The organism is Agrobacterium vitis (assembly GCF_013426735.1).
Taxonomy (GTDB): domain Bacteria; phylum Pseudomonadota; class Alphaproteobacteria; order Rhizobiales; family Rhizobiaceae; genus Allorhizobium; species Allorhizobium vitis_D.
Genome location: NZ_AP023274.1, coordinates 201,878 through 222,551, shown reverse-complemented (window position 1 = coordinate 222,551; position 20,674 = coordinate 201,878). Strand labels below are relative to the sequence as shown.

Here is a 20,674-nt window from a genome sequence, read left to right as displayed (position 1 = left end):
CACCCCTTGCTGAAGAGCGCCGCGGAAAATCCGCCCATCGCCGACCCATGCTCTTTTCTCTTTCAAAAAGGACACTCAGCCGCTTGAAATTTCGGTGATGGCAATCTGTGGTCGCCATCGAATTGGCACTTGCATATAATTCTTGAATATCTTAGTCAACAATATAAACAGCAGCTCAACGCCTCCATAATCGAAATTCACAATCCAACCTGAGGTTGTAATGACGTTCAAAATACTCACGGGCAAAGGCATCTCCAAGATGGTCGTTTCCACCCATCAGCTGTGTGTGCAACAGGTCCTGTGCGCTCTGGCGGAGGAATGGCGATGACTGCTCTAGAGACGGTGGAAGCGCTGCTGTCGCGCCTGTCGGAAAAAGGCATCCGCATTACATGCGTCGATGGGCGACTTCGACTTTCCGGCTCCGAGAGCGTGCTCACACAGGATATCACCGACGCGATCCGCGCCCGCAAGGCGGAGATCATTGCGAATCTTTCCCTGAACCCAAAGGATCATGAGGCGGCAAATAGCGAGACGATCTCCGCCCGTCATTCGGACGCGCCGCCGCTTTCATTTGCCCAGCAGCGCTTGTGGTTTGTCGAGCAGATGATGCCGGAGGCTGGCCTTCACCACATATCGCTGGCTGTTGAGGCCCACGGCAGCATTGATCTTTCCGCATTGCAGGCAGCGCTTCAGGCCGTCGCAGAGCGCCACGCCATCCTGCGCACCCGCATCAATATGCGGGATGGCATGCCCTCTCAACGCATCATCGCCGAAAATGATATTCCGTTGCAATTGATCGACCGACAGGACGATATGCCCGATGAGGCGGAAATCGACCGGATACGGCAAGAGGAAGCGCGGCGGCCATTTGATCTGGCCTTTGAGCCGCCACTCCGCCTCACGGCAATCCGCCTTGGCCCCGAGCGAACCCTTCTTCTGCTGACACTGCACCACATTGCCGGGGACGGTTGGTCGATGGATGTGCTGCTTGGCGATCTCTCCGCGATCTATCAGGCCAAGGTGACGGGCGTTGAGCTTGATCTGCCAGCGCTTCCCATTCAATACGGTGATTTCGCCGCATGGCAGCGCGACACTCTGGCAGGCCCGGCGCTTGAGCGGTCTTTAGCGTTCTGGACCGATCATCTCCACGCTCCGCTTCCCGCCACGCAATTGCCGGGGGATTTCACCCGGCCACCTGTTCAGGCCAATGCCGGAGCCTTGCATTCCATCGCCTTCGATGCTGGCACCACGGCCCGGCTGAAAGCGCTTGCGAAAGCAGAAAGTGCCACCCTCTTCGCCACGCTGTTTACGGCCTTCAACACCCTCATCTATCGCTATATCGGGCAAAGGGATCTGGTGATTGGCACGCCCGTCGCCAACCGCCGTCACCGGGAAACGGAAGGGTTGATCGGCCTCTTCGTCAATCCGCTGCCGGTGCGCTCACGGCTTCATCCCGCAGCGAGCTTCCGCGAGACGCTGCGCCAAAGCCAAGCGACCCTCTGGTCGGTGCTTGACCATCAAGACCTGCCTTTTGAGCAATTGGTGGACGCACTGAAGCCAGAGCGCGATCCCAGCGTCCATCCGCTTTTCCAGCTGAAATTCCAGCTCGACGCTCAGCCGCAGCAGAGGGTCGGACTTTCGGGCCTCACGCTGACCCGCCTGCCACGGCACGATGGTGTGGCGAAACTCGATCTCAGCCTCAACCTGATCGATGCCGGAAGCACGATCCATGGCAATTTCGAATATGACACAGCGCTTTTCCGCTCTGAGACAATCGCCTCCCTCGCCGCCCATTTCGGTGTGCTGATCGAGGCGATTGCCCGCGAGCCGGGAACAGCCCTCGCTGCTCTTCCCTTGCTCGGAACCGAGGAGCGTCAGCGCCAGATCGTCGGCTGGAATGCAACGGCAACACCTTTTGATGAGAGAGCTTTTTTCCATACGGTCTTCGAGGCTAATTCGGCCCGCACACCAGACGCGATTGCGCTTGTTCGTGTCAGTGATGGCAAGCGACGCACCCTGACCTATGACGAACTGAACCGACGCGCCGACCAGATCGCGCACCACCTGCGCGGTCTGGGTGCGGGTCCAGAGACTATCGTTGCCATCGCGCTTGAGCGCGGTTTCGATATGATTGCCGCTTGGCTCGGCGTGCTCAAGTCTGGCGCTGCCTATCTGCCGCTGGATCCGGCCTATCCGCCGGAACGCCTCGCCATGATGCTCTCAGATTCGCAAGCCCGCTTGGTTTTGACCGAGCGCGCACGGACATTGCCGGAGACGGTAACCCGCATCGATCTCGATACCGATTGGCCACGGGATGCGGCGACGGGCAATCCTGAACTCATCAATCGGCCCGATCACCTTGCCTATATCATCTACACCTCGGGATCGACCGGGCGGCCAAAAGGCGTGCTCGTTGAGCACAGGGGCCTCGTCAACCTCATGCAACACAAGATCCGTATTGGCGGGGTGAAGCCGGGCGATTGTGTGCTCCAGTTCTTCTCCTTCTCGTTTGATGCCTCTATCCCGGAACTCGTCATGGCGCTTGGCGCAGGCGCGTCATTGCTGCTGCTGCCCGCCAGCGAGCTTCTGCCCGGTCCAGCGCTTGCCGAACACATGAAAACGCAAGCCGTAACGCATGTGACAATGACACCCTCCGCGCTCATCGCGCTGCCAGCGGGCGATTATCCAGCACTGCGCATGGTGCTAACCGGCGGCGAAGCACCGACGCCCGAATTGATCGAACGTTGGGGGACGGGGCGGCTGTTCATCAATGCCTATGGCCCGACGGAAACAACGGTCAATGCGAGCATGGTCCCCTGCGGCAATGGCCATCCCATTGAAGCAACCTTGCTGCCCGCTGCCAACAAGCAACTCTATGTGCTCGACGCCAATCTGGAGCCGGTTCCGGTCGGTCAACCGGGCGAACTCCATATCGGCGGGCTTGGCATTGCCCGGGGCTATCACGGTCGCCCGGCACTGACAGCCGAGCGCTTCGTGCCCGATCCATTTTCCGCAACGGGCGGCGTGCTCTATCGAACAGGCGACCGCGCCTGCCAACTGGCGGATGGCCGCATCCGGGTGCTTGGCCGCCTCGACGATCAGGTGAAAATCCGTGGCTATCGCATCGAGCCGGGTGAAATCGAAGCCATGGTGCTGACGCATCCCACCATAGTGGCTGCGGCAGTCGTGATCCACGAGATTGATGGTCAAAAGCGCGTCATTGCCTACGGCGTTGCCAAGGAGGCAACCACCATCAGCGCCGTGGACATGAAGGCATTCCTCGCCGCATATCTGCCCCGCTACCTCGTGCCGGACGCCTTCGTCTGGCTTGATCGCTTGCCACTCACCGTCAATGGAAAGATCGACACCAGAGCACTTCCGCTTCCAGATCTGGTGCCACAGGCTGGCCGTCCGCCGCAAGGAGAGACGGAAAACGCAATCGCGGCGATCTTTGCGCAAGTGCTCGGGTGCCCGCCTGTCTCGGCCACCGATGATTTCTTCGCAATCGGCGGTCACTCGCTGCTGGCCACGCGGCTATCGGCGCTTGCCAAATCGGCGTTCGGCCTCGACATCGCCATTATCGATCTCTTCGAGGCCCCGACAGTCGAAGCGCTGGCGGCAAGGATAAGCAACCGAAACCACAGCCCCATGACGGAAGAGGAGATGTGCCGGGCCGATACCGAGCTTGATACGGCCATCCGCATTCCGACGCGGATTGTGTCTACTCATCCTTTGAGCCATGTGTTTCTCACCGGAGCAACAGGTTTTTTGGGCGCGTATCTGCTCAGCGAACTGCTCAAGGACAGGTCTCGCACGGTCTCCTGCCTCGTCCGGGGCATGTCCGAGGCGGATCGCCTGCGCCAATCGCTTCAATCCTACGGTCTGTGGCGGGATGACCTTTTAGCACGTATCAGACCGCTGCCGGGCGATCTCTCACAGCAAAAATTCGGGCTTTCCGATGCCGTCTACACGGCGCTTGGTGAAAGCATAGACGCCATCATCCACAATGGCGCGGAGGTTCATCATCTGCATCCCTATCAACGCCTTCGCGCTCCCAATGTTGGCGGCACGGTCGAGGCGATCCGGCTGGCGGCGGTGGGCCGAGGACGGCCCTTGCATCTTATTTCCTCGCTCAGCGCCCTGACACGCCGAGGAGACGGGGAGACGATAGGCGAAAGCGCCGTGATCGGGGACTTCCCCTTGCCTGCTGGCGGATACAACCAGACCAAGTGGGTTGCGGAGCATCTGGCGCAAGCCGCCAAGGAGCGTGGTCTCCCCGTGACGATCTACCGCCCCGGCGCGATTTCGGGCGATAGCCGCACCGGCACCTTCAACAAAGCCGACATCCTGTGCCGGCTCATGCAAGGCTATCTGCGCTCAGGCCTTGCGCCAGAGGGTGACACCCGGCTGGAAATGCTCCCGGTGGACACTGTTGCCCAAGCGATCATTGCCCTTGCGGACGAACCCTCATCGATTGGCCAGACCTTCCATCTGGTCCATTCCTCTCCGGTCTCGTCTGCGCTGCTGTTTGAGGCGGCAGCGGCCGAAGGGCTACATTTGCAACGCATTCCCCGGCTGGAATGGCGTGCCGAGCTTGATCGCATTGCGCGGGAAGAGACCGATCATCCGCTTTACCCGCTGATGGGCCTTTTCGAACAAAAGCCAGCCAGTTCATCGCAGGGCACAATCCGCACCGTTGAGCGCAGTGAAATGCATCGCGCGCTGGCGGCTGCATCGATTGTCGAGCCAGCGCTCGACCTTCGCCTTTTTCGCTCCTATCTGCGCGCTTTCATTCTCTCTGGCGCGCTCAACCCTTCCAAAGAAAATGAGCAGAGATATGCTTGAACAAGCAAGCAAATACGATCACTGGGCGTGGCTCTATAACCGCACGCTTGGCCCCCGCTACGGCGCATATAAGATCGGCCCGATCGAACGCGTGGTGCTGCCCCATGTGCCGGCAGGCGGCGCGATACTGGATCTGTGCTGCGGCACCGGCCAGCTCGCGGCGGCTCTTGCTGAGCGCGGTTTTAACGTGACTGGCCTCGACGGCTCCGCCGATATGCTGCGCTTTGCGCGCGAAAACGCCCCGTCGGTGACCTTCACAGAGGGCGATGCCTGCAACTTCACCTTCGACACGCCCTTTGATGCCCTTTTGTGCACCAGCGCCTCGCTCAATCACATGCAAAGCGTCAACGATCTGGTCTTTGTGTTTTCAAGCGTCAGCCGCGCCCTGAAGCCGGGCGGCATCTTCGTCTTCGACGTCAACCATCCGGCCCAGATGTCGCGCTACTGGCGCGGCCATCCAACGGAGGGCGAGATCAACACCGACTTCGCGTGGCTGATTACACCGCAATACGACTCGGCAGCAAACCGGGGTGCCTTCACCGTGGAGATTTACCGCCGTCCCGATGCGCATCCCGTTTCCGTGCTGGATCGGCTTATCGTCCGGTTGGCGCGGTTCCGGCGTATCCGCCTCGCACTCCTCTCTCGCTTCAGCCGCTTGCGGCCCCAATGGGAGCATCACTCGGTTGTCAACCGAATCTGGGGACACAACCTCGACGCCATGGCACGCGCGCTGCATGAAAGCGGCTTTTCCGTCGAATTGCGCAGCACGCAGGGCGGGCCGGTCGATGATAGCCATGCCGCCTATTTCTTCTGCCGGAAAGCGCCCTCCGCCGACATACAGGCAGAGACCGCAAAGGAGACCGCCCTATGAATGCGCTGACGAGCAACCCAACGCCCGCCCAAGCGGCAGCCGCCATCATAGCCGCCTTCAACAGCAAAACCGAAAAGTCGAAGGCTTTGAGCGCGCAAAACCGGCGCGTGCTCTCTGATAAATCAGCAATCGGCGTGCCCTTCTCGCTGATGGCCAAGGAGGCGCTCTACCCGATTGTGGTAGACCGGGCGGAGGGAACAGTACTGCATGATATCGACGGCAATCGCTATATCGATGTGCTGATGGGGATGGGCATCAACCTCTTTGGCCACAATCCGCCCTTTATCCGCAATGCCATCGAAGCACAGCTTGCCAAGGGCTTTGCGCTCGGGCCGCAATCTGATCTGGCAGGTGAGACCGCAGCACTCTTTTGCAAGCTGACGGGCAAGGAAAGAGTAACCTTCACCAATACCGGCACCGAAGCCGTGATGACCGCCCTGCGGCTGGCGCGGGCGGCGACCGGGCGGCGCAAAATTGCGATGTTCATCGGCTCCTATCATGGCCATTCGGATCAGGTCCTGAACCGCATTGCCGCCCCCGATGACGAGCGCACCGTTCCCGCCTTTTCCGGCATTTCGCCCGCGACGGCGGAGGATGTGGTGTTGCTCCCTTATAACGATCCGCGCGCACTGGACATCTTGGAGCGGGATGGCGAAACCTTCGCCGCCGTGCTGGTTGAGCCGGTGCAGAGCCGCAATATCGACGTCCAGCCCCGCGCCTTTCTGCACGCGCTGCGCGATGTGACGCAGCGGACAGGTGCTGTCCTGATCTTCGACGAGATGATCAGCGGCTTTCGCGTGGCACCCGGCGGCGCGCAGCAACATTTCGAAGTCGAGGCGGATCTCGCGACCTATGGCAAGATCGCCGGTGGCGGACTGCCGCTGGCTTTGATTGCTGGCAGCAATCGGTTGATGAACCATATCGATGGTGGCCCCTGGTCTTTCGGGGATGAGTCTGTGCCCCCAGCCCAACCGACCTTTTTTGCCGGAACCTATTGTCGTCATCCTCTGGCGCTTGCGGCCGCGCGCGCAGCCGCGACGTACATGCTCCAGCAAGGCCGGTCTCTTCAGGATGGGCTCAACGCACGCACACGCAGCCTTGTCGAGCGCCTCAATGCATCGCTTGCGGCAGCGCGGCTTCCCGTTGTCTTCATCCAGTTCGGCTCCTTCTTCTCGATTGCGGTCAACCGCAGCCGCATTCCGCCGCTTGCACTGGGATTGCTGTCGCTCGAACTGCTCACCGCTGGCATTCATCTGCGCAGCGGCGACAAGGGCGGCTTCCTTTCCACCGCCCATTCGGATGGCGACATCACAGCCATCCACGATGCCTTCCTGAACGGCCTGCAATCGCTTGCAGGTTTCGGCCTCATCCCCCTCTCCGACGGAACAACGCCATGAGCAACCAGGACCAAACCATTAACTTTCCGCACCGCGTCGTCATCAGCGACGAGGAGCGATACTCGATCTGGCCGACCTACAAGGCCATCCCCCTGGGCTGGCGCGATGGCGGCTTCGAGGGGTCGAAACAAGCCTGCCTCGACCACATTGCTGCGGTCTGGACCGATATGCGCCCGCTTTCACTCCGTCGCCAGATGGACGGCGACACCTCCGTCAACCGATAAGGAGGTGCAGCCTTGAGCCAGTATCAACGCGCCCTCGACCCGGATGCCGCGCGCGAGGAGAGCCTTGCTGTCGAAAATCCGGTTCGCGGCCAGATCACCCTGAAAGAGGTCAAGGCATCCGGTCCGATGGAGGCACCGGCCGATGATGGCTGGCTCGACCTGCCACTTCCTGACGGGTTGCCCGCTGAAACGCCGCTCAGCGAGATCGAGAAACGCCGCATGCATGGCGTGCTTTCCGGTCTGCTTGAGGCGATTAAGCTTGACCATCCGCAGAGCACCGCACAGTTGGACGCGCTGCTGACTGATCTGGGCAAGGCGGCAGGCGAAAGGCCGGAAATCGAAACGGCGGGGCTGCCGCTCACGCCCTTTCAGGCAACGGATTATGATCGCTATTTCCGCGTCAACCGTCAGTCTGCGGAAGAACCCGCCGTCGCCATGGTGCGGAGCCTCATTCAGACGGTGCGCGCCGTCACGCAGCTCTTTGCCCGCAGCCCGGACCTTCCCGTGGTCCACGTCCGCCACCAGATGGAAGGCTTTGAAAGCCACGCGCATCTGCTTGCCCGGACCTTCGGTCTGGAGCCGCTTCGATGATCGCCCTCGGCCCTCCCTCTCCCTATGCGATCTGGCGGGAGTTTCACTGGGCATTCTTCCTGAACGTTCAGGGGCTCATCGTTTCGCTGCGCCGGTTCCAGCTGTCGGTGGAGCACGGTCAGCTGACGTCTGCCGAACAGGAGCTTAATACCGCCTCGACACTGCTTGTCTCCTCGGCTGCGTCCATGGAACTCGCCGCGAGTTTTCCAAAAGACGTCTATGAGGCGACTGTGCGCACCTCCATGACCCAGCCGCATGTGGAATCGGACGATTTCAGCGGCCTGATGTCGTGGGACCATGCGGTCCTGATCAGCGTCTGGCGGGATCTGCGCCCGATTTTTGAAACGCTGCCGAATGAGCTCGTCAGCGCCCATTCCAAGTTTATTGCGGCCTATAAATATCTCGCTGAAAGCCATGCGGGCGTCTGCTCGCGCTTCGTGGACAGCGGAAGCCTGCGGTTTGAGGATCGCAATGCTGTCGATACGCTGCGCCGTTTTGAGCGCGGACGGCTCGGCCTCATCGATCCCAAGGGCAAAGGTTGCCCGTTTCATTCCTGAGCGCCCCCAATTCTTGAGTGACCCCAATTCTTAAGTGACCCAAGAGAACAGATCAAGGAACCTTGTTATGAATGACCTGTCCGCAGCCCCTCTCTCTGATGACAACAGGCATCATATTGCCGTCATCGGCATGGCTGGCCGCTTTCCCGGTGCACCGGATGTTGAACGCTTCTGGCAAAACCTTGTCGATGGTGCGGAATCGATTGAGCGCCTCTCGCCGGAAGCGCTCAAACAACGCGGCGTCTCTGCGGAAACGCTAGCACTTGCGGATTTTGTCGCCGCCAGCACACCGCTGGCGGGTGCGGATCGCTTCGATGCGGGGTTTTTCGGCTACAGCCCGGCGGAGGCTGAAATTCTCGATCCGCAGCAGCGTATCTTCCTCGAATGCGCCTGGCAGGCGCTGGAAGCCGCTGGGTATGTGGGTGATCGCTACCAAGGACCGATTGGCGTTTTCGCCGCCGCTGGCATCAATACCTATGTCTTCAACCTGCATGACAATAGCCGCATCCGCGAGACCGTCAGCCCCTATGAGCTGTTCGTCGGCAATGACAAGGACTTTCTGGCCACCCGTACAGCGTTCAAGCTGAACCTGCGAGGCCCGGCCATTACCGTGCAAACCGCCTGCTCCTCCTCACTCGTTGCCGTCCACATGGCCGCGCAAAGCCTGCTATCCGGCGATTGCGACATGGCGCTGGCTGGCGGCATTGCACTCTCGCAATCCTCCGGCTATCGCGCTCGCGAAGGCGGAATCCTCTCGCCTGATGGCCATTGCCGCGCTTTTGACGCGGCCTCAAGCGGCACGGTCCCCGGCAGCGGGGTCGGCATCGTCGTTTTGAAACGGCTGGAAGATGCGCTGGCCGATGGCGACACGATAGACGCCGTCATCCTTGGCTCAGCGATCAACAATGACGGAGCGTTGAAAGCGAGCTTTACCGCGCCGCAGGTCGATAGTCAGGCGGCGGCGATCGCCGATGCGCAGGCCATGGCAGGCGTGCGCGCTGATACCATTGGCTATATCGAGGCCCATGGAACGGGCACCAGACTCGGCGACCCGATAGAGGTTGCAGCGCTAACCAAGGCGTTTCGCCGCGATACCGAGCGCCGGGGCTTCTGCGCGCTCGGCTCCGTCAAAACCAATATCGGCCATCTCGACACCGCCGCTGGTATTGCAGGTTTCATCAAGGCCGTGCTGGCCCTGAAAAACCGGAGGATTCCGGCAAGCCTCCACTATGAGAACCCGAATCCGCAGATTGATTTCGCAGCCAGCCCCTTCTTCGTCAATCAACGTTTGCGCGATTGGGACAACCAGATTGGCACGCGCCGCGCAGGCGTAAGCTCCTTCGGCATTGGCGGGACCAATGCCCATGTCGTGCTGGAAGAGGCCTCACCCAGCCCAGCATCGAAGGCGGGCAGCGGCCCGGAACTGTTGCTTCTTTCGGCACGAACCGAGGAGCAGCTCGCAGCCAGCAGCGAGGCCCTCGCAGCAAGCTTGGACCATACAGATGCCCCGACGCTTGCGGATGTTGCGCACACGTTGCGCCATGGCCGCCGCGATTTTGCCAAGCGACGCTTCGTCGTGGCACGCGATGCCAAAGAGGCTGTCAGCAACCTGCGCAACCTCTCTCAAACAGGCACGGCGGAAGGCGAGACAGCGCAAGCCGTTTTCCTGTTTCCCGGTCAGGGCAGCCCGTATACGGCGATGGGCAAGGCGCTTTACGCCGACCTGCCAGCCTTTCGCGCCCCGTTTGATGCCTGCGCATCCAAACTGGATGGGCTGATGGGGATCAACTTCAAAGCCTGCCTGTTTTCGAACGCGGATGACCTTGACCGCACGGCATTTGCCCAACCCGCGCTCTTTGCCGTTGAATATGCGCTTGCGCAAGCCTTGATGAGCCACGGCGTCAAACCGGTGGCCCTGCATGGCCACAGCATCGGCGAATATGTCGCCGCCTGCCTTGCTGGTATCTTCGACCTCGAAACCGCGCTCCAGCTTGTTGTTGCGCGCGGGCGGTTGATGCAGGCGCAAGCACGCGGTGCCATGCTGGCGGTGATGCATGCGGATGAGCCGATCACGCCGTGGCTTGACGGGGCCGTTACGCTTGCCGCTGCCAATGCGCCCGGTGTCAGCGTTGTCTCCGGCCCGGTGGAGGCGATTGCAAGCCTACAAGTGCGCCTGAAAAACAAGGGCATTGCCGGGCGTCTGCTGAAAACCGCCCACGCCTTCCATTCGCCGATGATGACGGAAGCGGCAGTACAGTTTCGCGATATCGTTGCAGGTGTGCGCCTCTCAGTGCCGCAAATTCCTCTGATTTCCAATGTCACGGGAACATGGATGACGGCACAGGATGCGACCCACCCGGACTATTGGGCGCGTCACCTGTTGCAGCCCGTCCGCTTCGAAGATGGGACACGCACACTGCAATCGCTTGCAGCGCCTGTTTTCATAGAAATCGGCCCCGGTCGCGCACTCGGCACCTTGGCCGCTGTGACGGGCGTTGATGGAAGCCGAATTCTGGCGACCCTTGCAGAAGGCAAGGATGAATCGGGGCAGGTTTTGTCTGCGGTCGGTCAGTTCTGGCAATTGAACGGCGTTCTGGATTCAGTTGAAGCCTCTGGCCGACGCCGCGTACGGCTTCCCACCTATCCCTTCCAAAGCGAGCGTTACTGGGTCGATGCGGATAGCGAGCGTGCCGCGCCCAAAAAGACGGCCGCGAATGTTGAAGGCCCCGGCCTCTACCGCACCAATTGGCGGCGCGCGCAATTGAACCACAACTCTGCCCGGTTGAAGGGCCGCGTGCTTGTTTTCGACGATGGTCAGCTTGGCTCCGCTCTGGCCACTGAGCTTGAGCGCAGCGGTGCGGAACCCTATCGTGCCATGATCGGCGCTGGTTTCAGTGAACCCGACTTCCGCTGCTTCAGCCTCCGCCCCACGATCAGCGACGACTACGCCAGCCTTTTCGAGACCCTTGCCGAGCGGGGGACAAGCCCCGACCATATCGTCTTCGGCTGGCCTCTCACCCCTTGCTCGAACGAAACGCCGGAAACTGCGGCGCAAGCCCTTTTAGCGCTGGTGCGGGAACTGGCCAAGAACGACCGCGCCGTCACCCTCACGCTTCTGACAAGATCGGCAGCCGATGTGACGGGTCTGGAAGATCTCGATATTCCGCAGGCTCTGGTGGCTGGCACTCTCCAGGTGATCGCCCAAGAATATCCATCGCTTCATTGCCGTCATATCGACATCGATGCTGCACGGCCACTTGAGAGTGCAAGGCGTATTCGCGACGCTCTGTCGGGGAAAGACGATGTGCTTGCCTTGCGTGGCGCGCATCGCTGGCTGCCGGAGACGGAACGGTTTGACGCGCCGCAAGGCGGCCCGGACTTCAAGCGGAACGGCGTCTATGTGGTGGTCGGCGATATCGTTGATGGCGTTGGCAAGACCTGGGTTGATGCTCTGTCTGGGCTTGGCGCAACCGTCGCCTTGCTTCAAGACTCTGCGGCACCGACTTTTGAGTATCCGGCACGTCTCAAACGGCAGCTCGATTGCGGCGATGTCGCCGCCTTGAAAGGCGCTCTGGACGATGTGTTAGCAGAACTGGGCCGCATCGATGGCATCTTTCTCAGTCTTCCGCAGTCGAACCATCAATCCGCCGCGCTGATTGGTGAGCTGGCGGAGGCGCATTGGGCCTATAATATCGCAAGCAAACTGCGCCCGGTTCGTGCGCTGGGTGACGCTATCGCGAAGCGGAAAATCGGCTTTTGCTGCGTTCAGTCCTCGCTCTCAACCCTCGTTGGCGGGCTGGGCCTTGCTTCCTACGCCGCCACGCACCACGCCATCGACCGGATTGTCGCTGAAGAAAACAAGAATGGCACCACGCCATGGTTTGCCATCGGCTATCCACTGATCGAGGCGGAACCCGGCACGACCTTGCAGGCGACGGGCCGTGCAAACGCCTTCGCGATATCGACGGAGGCCGCATGGGATCTGACGCGATGCCTGATTGAAAACGGCGCAACCGGACAGACCATGCTGTCGGGTGGGGCCATTCCCCCGGTCGCGTCCGATATGGATGCGCAAGAGCCAACCGCCACTGACGGCGGGCGTGGACGCCCCGCACTCAGTGTCGCCTACCGCAAGCCGGGCAATGAAACCGAAGCGAGGATCGTCGGCATTTTCGAAGAGATCCTCGGCCTGAAGCCTATCGGGGCCGATGACGGCTTTTATGAACTCGGCGGCCATTCCCTGCTGGCCATTCGCGCCGTTGCCAAACTCCGGGAGGCCTTCCCCGTCGATATCGCCATGCGCGAGCTGCTTTTCGACAATCCGACAGCTGCGGCCATCTCCAAATCGATTTTGGAGCGCATGACGGAAAAGACCGACCTTTCTGCCCTCGCCGATCTTCTCGATGAGGTTGACACCCTGTCCGACGCCGATGTGAGCAGGCTTCTCGCCGGAGGAAATGCCCAATGAACGAAGTTTTCGCAAAGATTGCCGGGCTTTCGCCGGAGCGGCGGGCGCTGCTGGAACAAAAGCTGAAAGCACAAGGCATCACGGTTCCCGCCCCCTCCGGCATCCAGCCGAGGGCAGACCGCGAGGCTGCGGTTCCGCTGTCATCGGCGCAAAAACGCCTGTGGTTCATGCAGCAGCTGGAACCCGGCACCGTGGCCTATAACATGAACCTAGCACTTCGGCTGAAAGGCCCGCTGGACCGCGCAGCCCTGTCTCGCGCCTATGCCGCCCTGATTGCTCGGCACGAACCCCTGCGAACGCGGTTTACGATGGGCGAGGATGGCCAGCCGCAGCAAATTGTCGAGGCATCCGGCGCGGCCGATATTGGCTATCACGATTGCCGACAGCATGCAGACCCGGAAAAGGAAGCCCGTCTTCAGCTCAAAGCATTTGTCGAGACGCCTTATGACCTCACCCGCCCGCCGATCCGCGCGACGCTGGTTGCGGTAAACGATTACGAGCATGTGCTGGCGCTTGGCATGCATCATATCATCAGCGACCGCTGGTCGATGGGCGTCTTTGCCCGCGATCTCTCAACGCTCTACCATGCCGAAGCGACGGGAACAGCAGCAACACTTGCGCCCCTTCCGGTGCAGTTTGCCGATTGGACGCTGTGGCAGCGCGACTTACTGGACGGTCCCACTCTTGCCAACCAGCTCGCCTATTGGACAGAAAGCCTTGCGGGCGAACTGCCCGTATTGGAATTGCCATTGGACCGGCCACACAGCCTGACAGCGAGCTTCAGCGGCGCACACCTTCCCGTTTTTATCGACCGTGCATTGTCGCTCAAGCTGCGCTCACTCGCTGCCGAGCAGAATGTCAGTCTGTTCACATTGCTGCTTGCCGCCTTCAACGTGCTCTTGCATCTCTATACCGACAGCGACGATATCATCCTTGGCAGCGAGGTTGCCAACCGCGACCGGCCCGAGACCCAGACCATGATGGGTCCGCTGGTCAACACACTCGTCTTCCGCAACGACCTGTCCGGCGATCCAGCCTTTACGGACCTGCTCCAGAAGGTCGCCGACGCTGTCCGCCGTGGCCTTGCCCATCAGGATATCCCGTTTGAGCGCCTCGTCGAAGCGATCAATCCAGAGCGCTCGCTCTCGGACCTGAACCCGCTCTTCAACGTGAAATTCGACATCCAGCACAGCGTTGCCCCGCCGCCGGGTCTGCATGGATTGACGATTGAAACCTATCCGCTGCGCGAAGTGGCAACAAAATATGACTTGCGCTTCAACCTCGAAGATGACCAGCCGGACATCAAGGGCAAGATCGAATATTCAAGCCAGATTTTCGACGAGAGCACCATCGCCTCTATGCTTGCCCGTTTTGAGCGCCTGCTGGAGCTTGTGGTGCGCGAACCCTCGCGGCGGCTCTCGACGCTTTCGCTGCTGGCACCGGAGGAGGAAGCGGCCATCATCGCGGCGGGTTCCGGTCCCGTGCGAGATTATCCGGTTGAAGAATGCCTGCATGATCTCTTCCTGAAACAAGTCGAGGAAACGCCGGATGCGGACGCGGTGACCGATGGCGATCTGACGTGGTCCTATCGCGAGCTCGAAGCGCAGTCCTCGCGCATTGCCGCAAATCTGGTTGCGGCTGGTGTAAAGCCCGGCGACCGGGTGGGCATTTGCATGCGCCGCTCGCCCCGGATGATCGCGGGTATCCTTGGCATCATGCGCGCAGGTGCGGCCTATGTGCCGCTCGATGCCGATTATCCGCCAAGCCGTCTCGCCTTCATTGCCGAGGACAGCGGGATTACCATCCTGATCGCTGATCACCGCCCGGCCTTCGTCACGCAGGCGCAAACGCTGCTTGACGTCACAACATTGCCGGACATCCGGCTGGAGACGCGGCCTGCCGTCTCACCGAACGATCTCGCCTACATCATCTATACATCCGGCTCGACGGGCAGGCCCAAGGGCGTGGCGATAGAACACCGCTCCGTCGTCGCCTTCATGTATTGGGCGCGGGAGCGGTTCAGCCGCGAAGAGGTGGCGCGCATGTTGGTGCCGACCTCGATCAGCTTTGACCTGTCGATCTTCGAGCTTTACGCGCCCCTCGTCCTCGGGGGCACGCTCGTTGTCGCAGATCATTTTCTGGCACTGCCGCAGCTTGCCGCCAAGGTTGATGTGACTTTCATCAATACGGTCCCCAGCCTCCTGCAAGAATTGCTGCAAGAACACAGATTGCCAGACAGCGTACAGACGGCAACCTTCTGCGGCGAGCCATTGCCAGCAGCACTCGTTGCCATCCTGAAACGCGATTATCCGAACCTGCGTATCCTCAATCTCTACGGTCCTTCGGAGGATACCTGCTTTTCAACGGAAGTTCCGTTGCAGGGCGATCATTATCAGGGCGGCGTTGTGCCTATCGGCAAGCCATTGCCGAACACGCAAGCCTATATTCTCGACCGTGCCGGCCGCCTGCGCCCGCCCGGCCTTTCTGGCGAGCTTTATCTCGGCGGTACGGGCTTGGCGCGCGGCTATTTTGGCCGACCTGAGCAAACCGCTGAGCGGTTCATTGCCAACCCGTTTTCGAGTGAGCCCGGCTCTCGCCTTTACCGGACCGGGGATCGCATCCGCCGCAGGGCAGATGGCAATCTGGAATTCTGCGGGCGGCTTGACCATCAGGTCAAAGTGCGCGGCTTGCGCATCGAAACAGGCGAGATTGAACACAATCTCGAACAGATGGAGGGCGTCGAAAAGGCAGTTGTGGCTGTGACGCAAGGCACTGATCGGCAGCTGGCCGCCTTTATCGAACCCCAAGACGGCGTGAGGCTGAATGAAACCGAGCTGCGCCGCGCGCTGTCCGAAGTCCTCCCCGTGCATATGGTGCCGACGCTGTGGTGCTTCCTGCCGCGCCTGCCGCAGCAGCCGAACGGCAAGATTGATCGCGCAGCACTGCCATCGCTGGCCGCAACAGTCGCCACCGGGTCCAGCCCGCCTGAGACCGAAACGGAACAGCGTGTCGCTGATGCCTGGGCTGATGTGCTGGCCATCGATTCGATCAGCCGGGACGACAATTTCTTCCGGCTCGGCGGCCACTCGCTGCTGGCTATGCGCATGATTACCCGGCTTTCATCATCGCTTCCAACAAATGCCGTGCTGCGAAAGCTGTTTGAATTCCCCCGCCTCAAGGATTTCGCCGCAGCGCTTGAGCGTGACGAGACGCCGATGGCAGCACCTGCAAACGAGATAGATGCCCTCCCGAATAGTGCGACGATACCTTTGTCCTTTGCCCAGCAGCGGCTTTGGACATTGGCCGAGCTGGAGCCAGACAGCGCCGCCTACACTGTTCCTGCCGCGATCCGCTTTCATGGCGCGCTTGATCTGGAGGTGTTGCAACACGCATTCACAGCCCTTGTCGCACGCCATCCGGCATTGCGCACGCGGATCGTCAATCGCGATGGCAAACCTGTGGTCGAGATCGGTGGAACCAGCGCTCCAGACATCGCAATCGTGGACGTGGACGAGGCCACCCTGCCGGAGGCGCTGGCTGCGGCATGCAGGCAACCGTTCGACATGGCGAGTGGTCCCCTCTTCCGCGCCCGAATTTTCCGTCTCTCCGCTGACGAGCACGTTGTTTTCGTCGCGATCCACCACATTGTCTCGGATGCGCAATCGCTTCAGTTGATGCTGCGGGATCTGACGCGGTTCTATGATGCGGGCCGACAGGGCAAAGTGGCAGACCTTCCACCGCTCACCCTGACCTATGGTGATTTTGCCGCTTGGCAGCGAAAGCAGCCGCTGGGCGAGCAGATCGACTATTGGCGCCGCCAGCTGGAACATGCCCCCCCGCTTCTGGAGCTGCCGACGGATTTTCCGCGTGGTGCGCGGCAGGAATTCAAGGGCGGCAGCATTCCCTTCCATCTCGATAGTGCGCTTACGGCCCGTCTGGTCAATTTTGCCCATGAGCGGGACGCCACACCCTTCATGGTGCTTCTCTCCGCCTTTTCGACCCTGCTGTCGCGTTATTCCGGCGCATCCGATGTCGTCATCGGAACCCCGGTATCCGAACGGCCAAACCGCGCGCTGGAGGATGTTATCGGGCTGTTCGTCAACACGCTGGCGCTGAAACTGACGCATGATGCTGCGACAAGCTTCGAGCAGCAGGTCGCGGCCACACGTTTGCTCGTCCTTGATGCCTTCCGCCATCAAGACGCGCCATTTGAATGCGTGGTCGATGCCCTCTCGGTCGAGCGCAGCTGGAGCCATAACCCTGTGTACCAAGTGATGGTCACCTGGCAAGCCGACGAGCAGCATAGCCCATGCCCCGATGGCCTGACGGTTACCCCGGTGATGCTCGCACAGGAAACATCGAAGGTCGATCTGACGCTTGACCTGCGCCATCGCGGCGACCAGTTTTCCGGCACCTTGATCTATCGCAGTGATCTCTTCCGCCAAGAGACGATCTTCCACATGGCCGAGGCTTTTACGGCCTTGGTCGAGGCTCTTCTATCGGCCCCTGAGCGAGCACAGATCGAAATAGACGGCCTGCCCGAGCGCCAGCGCCAGCAAATCGCCGTCTGGAACGCGACGGCAAAGACCTATGATGCGGTGCCAGCAAGCCTGCATGGCTTCTTCGCGCGTTCAACCGAGCGCACACCAGATGCCATTGCCGTCACAGATCGGAACCGGAGCGCCACCTATGCTGAGCTTGATCGGCAAGCGGAGGCGCTCGCCCGGCATCTCGCCTCCCTTGGCATCGGACGCGGCAGTGCCGTCGGTATTTGCCTTGAGCGCACCATCGACCTCATTGCTTCGATTCTTGCCGTCTTGAAGACGGGCGCTGCCTATGTGCCGCTCGATCCCAAATATCCGGCAGATCGGATCGCCTTTGTCGCAAGCGACGCAAGCCTCTCCCTCATCTTGACAAGAGAAGAGCGCGCCGACTTCGCCGAGATCAAGACGCTTGATCCGAACGCCGTCTGGAACGGAACGCAGGCCGTCTCCGGGGCCCCTCTCCCCCATGCGACCGAAGGCAGCGATCTCGCCTATCTCATCTACACCTCCGGCTCGACAGGGCAGCCGAAGGGGGTTGCAATTGAACATCGCAATGCGGTTGCCTTCACACATTGGGCGCTCGACACGTTCCCGGCGGAAAGCTTTGCCGGAATGCTGGCGTCAACATCCGTCTGCTTCGACCTGTCCATCTTCGAAATTTTCGTGACGCTTGCCGCTGGTGGGCGGATTTTCATCGTTGATGATCTTTTCGAACTGCCGGACGCAGCATTTGCGCACGAGATCACGTTCATCAACACCGTGCCGACCCCGATGACCGAACTCATGCGGTTTGGCCCGTTGCCCACCAAGGCAAAAACAGTCTGCCTTGCGGGCGAACCGCTGCCACCGAGCCTTGCACGCGCGATTCTGGAGACTGGACAGGTTGAGGCGCTGTACAATCTCTATGGTCCCTCCGAAGACACGACCTATTCCACCGGATGCCGGATCGATGACGCGGGGCTGCCCATCCATATCGGCAAGCCCATCACCAACACCACCGCCCATGTTCTTGACGCAGCACTCAACGAAGTGCCAATCGGCATGCCCGGCGAGCTTTATTTGGCAGGCGAGGGTATCGCGCGCGGCTATCACAATCGCCCGGACCTGACGGCGGAGCGCTTCCTGCCAAACCCGTTTGACAGCACCGGCCAAGCCCACCTGCTCTACAAGACCGGAGACCGCGTTCGTCGGCTGGCCGATGGCAATCTCGACTATCTCGGCCGAACTGATCGCCAGATGAAGATCAGCGGTTTTCGGATCGAACCGGGCGAGGTCGAGGCCGTGCTGATGCGCTATCCCGGCGTGACAGGTGCTGCCGTCGATGCCTGGCGGGACAATACCGGCTATGCCCGCCTCGCCGCCTGGATTGAGGTGGCGGCACCTGTCGGTAAGGCAGCGCTCTCTGCCCATCTGAGCCGAGAACTGCCGCGCCATCTGGTGCCGACGTTTTTTGCGATGCTGGACAAGCTCCCGCGCCTGCCGAACGGTAAGCTCGACCGCAAGGCTCTGCCCGATCCATCCGATGAAGCCAAAACGCTTGCAGAAGACCAGACGCCGCACAAAGGCCATGAAGAGAATATCGCCGCGATCTGGGCAAAACTTCTCGGACGCGAGGCGATTGGACGCAACGACAACTTCTTTGCGCTTGGTGGAGATTCAATTCTTGCTATTCAGGTCGTGGCTGCGGCGCGCCGCATTGGCATTGCCATCAAACCACGCGATATTTTCCAATATTCAACGCTTGCAGCCCTTGCCGCATCCGTCTCGAATCTGGCAGCAGAACTGCCTGAGACCGGACCAATGAGTGGCGACATTCCGCTTGGCCCGGCCCAGCATTGGTTTTTTGAGCAGAATTATCCTGATATTGCCCATTGGAATCAGGCATTGGTGCTGAAACCCGGCAGGATGATCAACGAGAAGACGCTCCAAAACGCCATAGACCTTCTCCACCAGACCCATGATGCGCTGCGTGGTCGTTTTTGCCAGCAAAACGGACAGTGGCGTCAGGTAATGACGGAAGCCGAAGGGGCACCGCCGCTGCGTTCCACCCGTTGTACGACAACCGAGGCCGATGCCGTGCTGTTGAGCGAAGCGAATGCGCTGCAACGCAGCTTCGATCTCGCCGAAGGCCCGGTCTGGGGTGCCACGCTTGTCACCATCGACGGGCAGGAGCAACGGCTGGTGATCGCAGCGCATCATCTCGTGATCGACGGGGTCTCCTGGCGCATCCTCCTTGATGACCTTCAAACATGTCTGGCGGCGGGTGAAGCCGGTCTCGAGATGAACTTGCCGCCCCGAACAACAGGGATTGATAGCTGGGTGCGCGCGCTGAAAGACAGCGCGGTGTTCGATGGTGAAAAGGACCATTGGCGCACGATGACCGAGGCCAAGACCGCAGCGATCCCGACGGACCGTTCGGGCAGCAATTGCGCTGGCGACACCGACATCGTTGATCTGACAATCGATCCTGATCTCACCGAACGCCTTCTCCGGGACGTGCCGTCCTGCTATCCAATCGATGCCGAAGAAATCATGCTTGCGGCACTTTATAATGCAATCCGCGATTGGACCGGACACGACAGGCTCCGGCTGATCCTTGAAAGTCATGGCCGGGCAGACCTGTTCGAAGGCGTCGATCTGAGCCGCACCGTCGGCTGGTTCACAGGCCTTTATCCCGTTCTCTTCGATGTCACCGGGCGCGACAGGCGCACCACTTTGCTTTCAGTCAAGGAAAGTCTCCGCCGTATTGCAAACGACGGCATCGGCTATGGCGTCCTGAAATATCTGAAGGGCGTGGCATTGCCACGGCTGGAGGATATCTCCGAGATCCGCTTCAACTATCTTGGCCAGACGGACACGCTGTTTTCCGGCGATGCGTTGCTGGCACGCGCAACTGAACCGGCGGGCGATCCGCGTGGCGCGCGCAATGGGCGCGGGGTGCTGCTTGATATCAATGCAATTGTCAGCGGTGGGCATTTGCGCATTCGCCTTGCCTATTCCCGGCAGATTCACGATCGACAGACAATCGAGACGCTTGCAGCGGGGCTGCAAAACCATCTCGAAAGCCTTGTCGATTTCTGCCTGACATCTACCGAAGCCGGCTATACACCTGCGGACTTCAAGCACATGACACTTGATCAGGATGACCTCGAAGCCATCCTGCGCAATCTCTGAGGG

At 60.6% G+C, this 20,674-nt stretch carries 8 protein-coding genes; all 8 read left to right on the top strand.

Translation table 11 applies throughout. From position 1 onward, the window contains the following. Window positions 1-324: 324 nt before the first annotated feature. The 8 genes from H1Y61_RS23235 (at window position 325) to H1Y61_RS23200 (ending at window position 20,671) form a co-directional block, all read left to right on the top strand. Window positions 325-4,845 (top strand): non-ribosomal peptide synthetase, encoded by a 4,521-nt coding sequence (locus H1Y61_RS23235; RefSeq protein ID WP_180575258.1) that lies wholly within the window; start codon window positions 325-327, stop codon window positions 4,843-4,845. Continuing rightward, a complete protein-coding gene (locus H1Y61_RS23230) occupies window positions 4,838-5,716 on the top strand; it encodes a class I SAM-dependent DNA methyltransferase (protein WP_235680965.1) in 879 nt (292 codons plus the stop codon). The genes H1Y61_RS23235 and H1Y61_RS23230 overlap by 8 nt, the downstream gene beginning before the upstream one ends. Then, entirely contained in the window at window positions 5,713-7,113 is a 1,401-nt protein-coding gene (locus H1Y61_RS23225; protein ID WP_180575256.1) for an aspartate aminotransferase family protein, read from the top strand. Before H1Y61_RS23230 ends, H1Y61_RS23225 begins: the two co-directional genes overlap by 4 nt. Beyond that, window positions 7,110-7,337 (top strand): MbtH family protein, encoded by a 228-nt coding sequence (locus H1Y61_RS23220; RefSeq protein ID WP_180575255.1) that lies wholly within the window; start codon window positions 7,110-7,112, stop codon window positions 7,335-7,337. Before H1Y61_RS23225 ends, H1Y61_RS23220 begins: the two co-directional genes overlap by 4 nt. Window positions 7,338-7,349: 12 nt before the next feature. Continuing rightward, window positions 7,350-7,928: a hypothetical protein gene (locus tag H1Y61_RS23215; protein WP_180575254.1), complete on the top strand. Its 579-nt coding sequence runs from the start codon at window positions 7,350-7,352 to the stop codon at window positions 7,926-7,928. After that, window positions 7,925-8,485 carry a siderophore biosynthesis protein gene (locus tag H1Y61_RS23210; protein WP_180575253.1) on the top strand — a complete coding sequence of 187 codons (561 nt, stop codon included), beginning with the start codon at window positions 7,925-7,927 and terminating at the stop codon, window positions 8,483-8,485. The genes H1Y61_RS23215 and H1Y61_RS23210 overlap by 4 nt, the downstream gene beginning before the upstream one ends. A 67-nt stretch (window positions 8,486-8,552) precedes the next feature. Beyond that, window positions 8,553-12,953, top strand: a complete 4,401-nt coding sequence (locus tag H1Y61_RS23205) for a type I polyketide synthase (RefSeq protein WP_180575252.1) — start codon at window positions 8,553-8,555, stop codon at window positions 12,951-12,953. Next, window positions 12,950-20,671: a non-ribosomal peptide synthetase gene (locus H1Y61_RS23200; protein WP_180575488.1), complete on the top strand. Its 7,722-nt coding sequence runs from the start codon at window positions 12,950-12,952 to the stop codon at window positions 20,669-20,671. Before H1Y61_RS23205 ends, H1Y61_RS23200 begins: the two co-directional genes overlap by 4 nt. The last annotated feature ends 3 nt before the right edge of the window (window positions 20,672-20,674 follow it).

Excerpts from the sequence above, each read along its gene's own strand:
- H1Y61_RS23230 (WP_235680965.1), top strand. The coding sequence starts at position 4,838 with ATGCTTGAACAAGCAAGCAAATACGATCACTGGGCGTGGCTCTATAAC.
- H1Y61_RS23225 (WP_180575256.1), top strand. The coding sequence starts at position 5,713 with ATGAATGCGCTGACGAGCAACCCAACGCCCGCCCAAGCGGCAGCCGCC.
- H1Y61_RS23220 (WP_180575255.1), top strand. The coding sequence starts at position 7,110 with ATGAGCAACCAGGACCAAACCATTAACTTTCCGCACCGCGTCGTCATC.
- H1Y61_RS23210 (WP_180575253.1), top strand. The coding sequence starts at position 7,925 with ATGATCGCCCTCGGCCCTCCCTCTCCCTATGCGATCTGGCGGGAGTTT.
- H1Y61_RS23235 (WP_180575258.1), top strand. The coding sequence starts at position 325 with ATGACTGCTCTAGAGACGGTGGAAGCGCTGCTGTCGCGCCTGTCGGAA.
- H1Y61_RS23200 (WP_180575488.1), top strand. The coding sequence starts at position 12,950 with ATGAACGAAGTTTTCGCAAAGATTGCCGGGCTTTCGCCGGAGCGGCGG.
- H1Y61_RS23205 (WP_180575252.1), top strand. The coding sequence starts at position 8,553 with ATGAATGACCTGTCCGCAGCCCCTCTCTCTGATGACAACAGGCATCAT.